5 protein-coding genes are annotated in these 5156 nt (G+C 49.9%); 4 read left to right on the forward strand and 1 reads right to left on the reverse strand.

From position 1 onward, the window contains the following. The first annotated feature begins 131 nt into the window (after positions 1 to 131). From Q0546_RS10130 to Q0546_RS10140, 3 genes are all read left to right on the forward strand, one after another. Positions 132 to 2048 (forward strand): hypothetical protein, encoded by a 1917-nt coding sequence (locus Q0546_RS10130; protein ID WP_298792710.1) that lies wholly within the window; start codon positions 132 to 134, stop codon positions 2046 to 2048. A gap of 29 nt (positions 2049 to 2077) precedes the next feature. After that, entirely contained in the window at positions 2078 to 2413 is a 336-nt protein-coding gene (locus tag Q0546_RS10135) for a hypothetical protein (protein ID WP_298792711.1), read from the forward strand. 358 nt (positions 2414 to 2771) lie between these two features. Further along, a complete protein-coding gene (locus Q0546_RS10140) occupies positions 2772 to 3029 on the forward strand; it encodes a hypothetical protein (RefSeq protein WP_298792713.1) in 258 nt (85 codons plus the stop codon). A 269-nt stretch (positions 3030 to 3298) separates the two neighbouring features. Here the strand turns inward: Q0546_RS10140 and Q0546_RS10145 are convergent, their stop codons facing one another. Beyond that, positions 3299 to 3895 carry a DJ-1/PfpI family protein gene (locus Q0546_RS10145; protein WP_298792714.1) on the reverse strand — a complete coding sequence of 199 codons (597 nt, stop codon included), beginning with the start codon at positions 3893 to 3895 and terminating at the stop codon, positions 3299 to 3301. A gap of 133 nt (positions 3896 to 4028) precedes the next feature. Between Q0546_RS10145 and Q0546_RS10150 the strand changes: the two genes are divergently transcribed. Continuing rightward, positions 4029 to 5156, forward strand: a 1128-nt coding sequence (locus Q0546_RS10150; RefSeq protein ID WP_298792715.1) for a formate--tetrahydrofolate ligase, incomplete at its 3' end; no start/stop codon positions are given.

Here is a 5156-nt window from a genome sequence, read left to right on the forward strand (position 1 = left end):
GTCGTTATCATCGCAAACTCCATGTTTTACGCCGTGCCGCGCGAGGCTTTTGGCGACGGCGGGGCGGAGTTTTTAAGCGAGATAAAAAAGCGCGCGGGACTAGACGCGCAAAATCAAATTTAGGATTTAAAATGAGCGAATTTGACGAGCTAAATTTACACGAGCCGTTTTTAAAAGGGCTGCGAAATCTAGTAAGCGGCAACCAAGCTAAGCCTGAGGACTTGGTAGAAATTTCGCACGAAATTTTTGATTTTGAAGCGACGGCGACCGTGACGTGGGAGTTTTACGGCAAGCGCGAAGAGAGCAAAATCGCTGGCGGCACAAAGGAGCAGATACATTTCGGCGACGATATGCGCGGCTACGAAAATCACGCCAGAGAGTGCTTGCTGCAGGCTAGAGACAGCGCCGATTTGCGCGAGATTTTACTCACCGAGCTACGCCAAGACGCAAAAGAGGCCGTCGCAAAATCAGGCGGCGCGGTTAGGTATTACGATTTTAAGCCATTTAGCATGAGCGAGCGTTGCGACGAGTGCGGAGGGGACGGGCAGACGAGATGCGGCGAGTGCGGCGGACGAGGCAAAAAAACCTGCTCCAGCTGCGGCGGACGCGGACGACAAAGCTGCTCTACGTGCGGAGGCAGCGGCGGCGTGAACCGCCCTCACACCCAGTATAACTCAGACGGTAGCACCTACGTGACGTATCGCTACGAGAGCTGTTCATCATGCGGCGGTAGCGGCTCAAATACCTGCTACGGCTGCTCGGGATCTGGCACGGTTAGGTGCGGCGGATGTGGGGGATCAGGCTACGTGCAGTGCGCCCAGTGCAGCGGACACGGATACTTTACCACAGTAGCAAACATCGGCGCCTACGCAAAACCAAGCGTAAATTTACGAATAAAATCGCGCGCCTACGCCGACGAGCTTTTGGACTTTTTATGCGCTCACACCTGCAAATTTATCTCGCAAACCATACCGTTTTATCAAGACGAAGAGAATGGCGACGAGAGCTCGCACCTGTTTTCTTACGTGGGTTCTAGCGCGATAACGAGGCTAAATTTTATCCTGCTAGGCAAGGAGTACGAGGCGGTGGGCTTTAGCAACCCGCCCTATGCATTTATCAGGCCGCCCTTTTTCGATGATCTTTTTGCAGACGAGATTTCTATGCTAGAAAAGATCGACGCCGACGGCAAGATAACTAGGCGCGAGGCGTTTAAATTTTTCACGCGCTACTGCTCGCAGCCAGCTCTAGACTCCGCGCTAAAGCGTATCGCTAAAACGGACGGCGCGCAAACAGAGGCCGCAAACGCCGTGATAGAGGCCTGCGAAGGCTACGTCTCAAGGGGCGCGGCTAAAAAGCTAGGCGATACGATGAAAAAATGCCTGGATAAAATCTCTCCTGTTTACTCGCCTGCGGTTTGGTTCGGGCTGGGCTCGGTGTTTTGGCTGATTGCGCTAGTTTTTACGGCGGGATTTTTAGGCGAAAATTTAGCCGACCGCTACATCATGGCACCTATTTATACGCTTATATTTTTGGCCGTTTGCGCGGGCTCGGCTTGGTGCGTCTTGGCACCTCTTAGCGCGCTGGTTACGCTGATCCGCCGTAGTGCCGTGCCTAAAGAGTACCGCCAAAGCATGCGAAACAAAGAGGCTTTTGCTCTGTTTTTTAAAATTTTAGCGGGCTTTGGAGCCCTCGGCGCGATCTACGGCGCGATATCGAGCTTCGGTTACGCTCCGACTCTTATGCAGCTTGACGAGCGGTTTGAGGCGTCGCGTAGCCTGGAGGCCAAATTTCGCGAGATGACGGCTAAATTTGATGGCTCTAGCGACCAAGAGCGCGAAGCAAACTCCACCGCTGCAGCTAAAACCGCTCCACAGATCACGCAAAAAGAGAAAATTTTATACGTGCAAAAAGCTATCGGCGTCAAGGCCGACGGCATCATGGGAGCGCGCACTCTCAAAAAGGCGCAGGAGTTTTTGGACGCAAATTTGACGAACGCGGATGAAATTTACGAAGCCGTAAAAGCAAAAGAATCAAGCCGCGCAAAGTGATTGATTATAACTCATTTTAGGAGGATAAAATGCCGAAAATCAACTGGGACGGAAGGTCTGCGGGAAACGGCACTTGGGTATATGAGGGCAACGAGCTAAAGCCCAAATACGGCGCAACCACGCACAATACCTTTGAATTTGACGGCGGGGTGCTAAAGCCCAAAACTGGAGCCAACTCCTCTAACACATTTGAGTTTGACGGCAAAAAAATAAAGCCCAAATACGGCGCAAACTCAAGCAACACTTGGGTGATACAAGGCAACGTCGTCAAGCCCGATTTTGGTTCAAACTCGAGCAACACCTACGACATAAACGGAGCCCCCATTGCCGTCATAATAGGGCAAGTATGCCTAAAACTGTGGTAGCGGGGGCAAGATATGAGCCGTTTGTTTTAAAAATTACGGTTTTGGCGCACGGCGCGGTAAATTTGACTCGGCTTAAATTTAGCGCTCAATTTTAGCGCCCGCCGCAAACTAAAATTTAAAACAGATCCGCGTTTTTGTCGCTATTCCAGACGTACTCCATCGCCCGAGCGATACGCTGCGCCAGTTTGTTTATCATTTTTACTTGCTTTTTGGATGGATTTTACGCGAATTTTGGTTAAATTTCGTCTTAAATTTTATAGTGGACTTTTGATTTGAATTTTAAAAGCAAGTTTTTGATATAAATCATCAAAATTTTACGCTAATTATGATAACATTTCCCAAAAATAAAGGAGAAAAGATGAGTCATAATCACGAGACCGTATCTAAACAAAAACATCCGACCAGCAAGCTAGTTCGCATCTGCGACGCCATTGCCGTGATGTTTTACCTTGTTATCGTGGGCGGATTTTACCTCTACATCGGCCGCAACGTCGGCGTGCAATACGACTACTACGAAAAGCCTTTTGTTTTTTGCTTACCTTACGTCATCTGGTTTGCGACGACGCTAGCGATGATTTACGTTTCCTTGGTGCGCGAAAAGCTTAAAACGCTCTAAATGGCGATAAGTCTGTCGCCCAAAACCGCTAAATTTATAAAATTTGCGATTTTTGGCAATAAAATTTGCATTGTTTTGGATTATTTGCTTTTTTGCCGTAAATTGGAAATTTTCCGACTATCAGACTAAATTTGCTCTTTTTATACCCGTGCTTTTGAACGGCTAATTTTGTAAATTCGTTTTTCACGCATCTTTCAGACACGGTGCCTCGAAATTTAACTAGGCTTATATTTGACCGTCAAATTTTAGCAACCGCCGCAAGCTAAATTTTAAAATAGATCCGCGTTTTTGTCGCTATTGTAGACATACTCCATCGTCACGGCGATCCTCTGCGCCTCGTCCAGCCCGTGCATATCGGCGATAAAACCCAGAGCCGCGTCGATACCCGCGCTCACGCCCGAGCCGGTGTAAAATTTCCCGCTAACGCACCACCTAGCAGCACGCACCCAGCGTACGCTAGGAGCCTCCGAGGTCGCCCACTGCCATGACAGCTTGTTACTTGTGGCCTCCACGCCGTCCAAAAGCCCTGTTTTAGCTAGCAAAACCGAGCCCGTGCATACCGCGATCACGTACTCGTGTCTGCGCGATAGCTCGCCTAGAGCCGCGATAAACTCGCCATCATGCGCAAGCTCCCTAGCCGCAAAACCGCCCGGCACTAGCAAGACGTCAAATTTGGCGATCTCGCTTAGCTTTCGCGTCCAAATTTTAGCACTCGTACTGCCGCCGACAAGTCCGCCAGTAGCCGAGAAATACTCTATCTCGTAGCACTTTCGCCCGTCATCCAGCGCCCTAGATAGCGCCTCGGCGGGTCCTAGCGCGTCCATCGTCGTAAACCCCTCGTAAAGCAAAACATTCACCGCCTTCATCGCGATCCTTTGTCAAATTTAGTTTCAAATTTAGCCCAAATTTGATTACGAGCGGCTAAAATTTAATGAGATTTTTCGCATTTGCGAGGTAAAATTACAAAATCATTTTAAATCAAATTTTTAAGGAAAGACGATGCTAAGCGACAGAGAAATAGAAGCGAGCGCAAAACCGCAAAATATCGTAAAAATCGGTGCAAAACTGGGGCTAGGCGAGGAGGTGCTAGATACCTTCGGCAAGCTAAAAGCCAAGATCGAACCGCGCCTAGGTAGCGCACCCAGCGCAAACCTCATCCTAGTTACCGCGACTAACCCGACACCGTACGGAGAGGGCAAAACGACCGTAACCGTGGGGCTATCTGACGGCTTAGCACGTATCGGTAAACGCGTGTGTGCCGCGCTTAGAGAGCCGAGCCTGGGGCCGGTTTTTGGTATAAAAGGCGGAGCGACTGGCGGCGGATACTCGCAGGTGACGCCTAGCGAGGATATCAACCTGCACTTTAACGGCGACTTTCACGCTATCACCTCGGCAAATAACCTCATCGCTGCGATGCTAGATAACCACATCCACCACGGCAACGCCCTAAATATCGACCCTGCGCGCGTTGTTTTCAAACGCTGCATGGATATGAACGACCGCTCGCTAAGAGAGATCGAGATAGGTCTTGAAAAGAGCAATAAATTTACGCGAAAGGATGGATTCGTCATCACCGCCGCTAGCGAAATAATGGCAATCCTGTGCCTCGCGACCGATCTAAAAAATCTAAAAGAACGCGTCGAGAACATCGTCGTCGCCTACGATAAAGAGGGCGACCTCGTGCGCGCAAAATCCCTAAACTGCGCCGACGCCGTCTGCGTCCTGCTAAAAGAGGCGATAAAACCAAACCTCGTGCAAACGCTTGAGGGCACGCCCGTGCTCATCCACGGCGGACCGTTTGCAAATATCGCGCACGGCTGCAACAGCGTGATAGCAACCAAAACTGCTCTAAATTTAGCCGACTACGTCGTGACCGAGGCGGGTTTTGGCGCTGAACTAGGAGCGCAAAAGTTCCTCGATATCAAGTGCCGCACCGCAGGACTTGCGCCAAAATGCGTCGTACTAGTAAGCACTATCCGCTCGCTAAAATATAACGGCGGATGCGATAAAGACGGCATCTCACAGCCAAATTTGGACGCGCTAAAGCTAGGCGGCGAAAACCTAAAAGCCCACATAGAAAATCTAAAAAATTTCAACCAAAACGTCATCGTCGCGCTAAATAAATTC

Source organism: uncultured Campylobacter sp., assembly GCF_937997465.1.
GTDB lineage: Bacteria > Campylobacterota > Campylobacteria > Campylobacterales > Campylobacteraceae > Campylobacter_A.

Coding starts and splice junctions, on each gene's coding strand:
- Q0546_RS10130 (WP_298792710.1), top strand. CDS start 132: ATGAGCGAATTTGACGAGCTAAATTTACACGAGCCGTTTTTAAAAGGG.
- Q0546_RS10135 (WP_298792711.1), top strand. CDS start 2,078: ATGCCGAAAATCAACTGGGACGGAAGGTCTGCGGGAAACGGCACTTGG.
- Q0546_RS10140 (WP_298792713.1), top strand. CDS start 2,772: ATGAGTCATAATCACGAGACCGTATCTAAACAAAAACATCCGACCAGC.
- Q0546_RS10145 (WP_298792714.1), bottom strand. CDS start 3,895: ATGAAGGCGGTGAATGTTTTGCTTTACGAGGGGTTTACGACGATGGAC.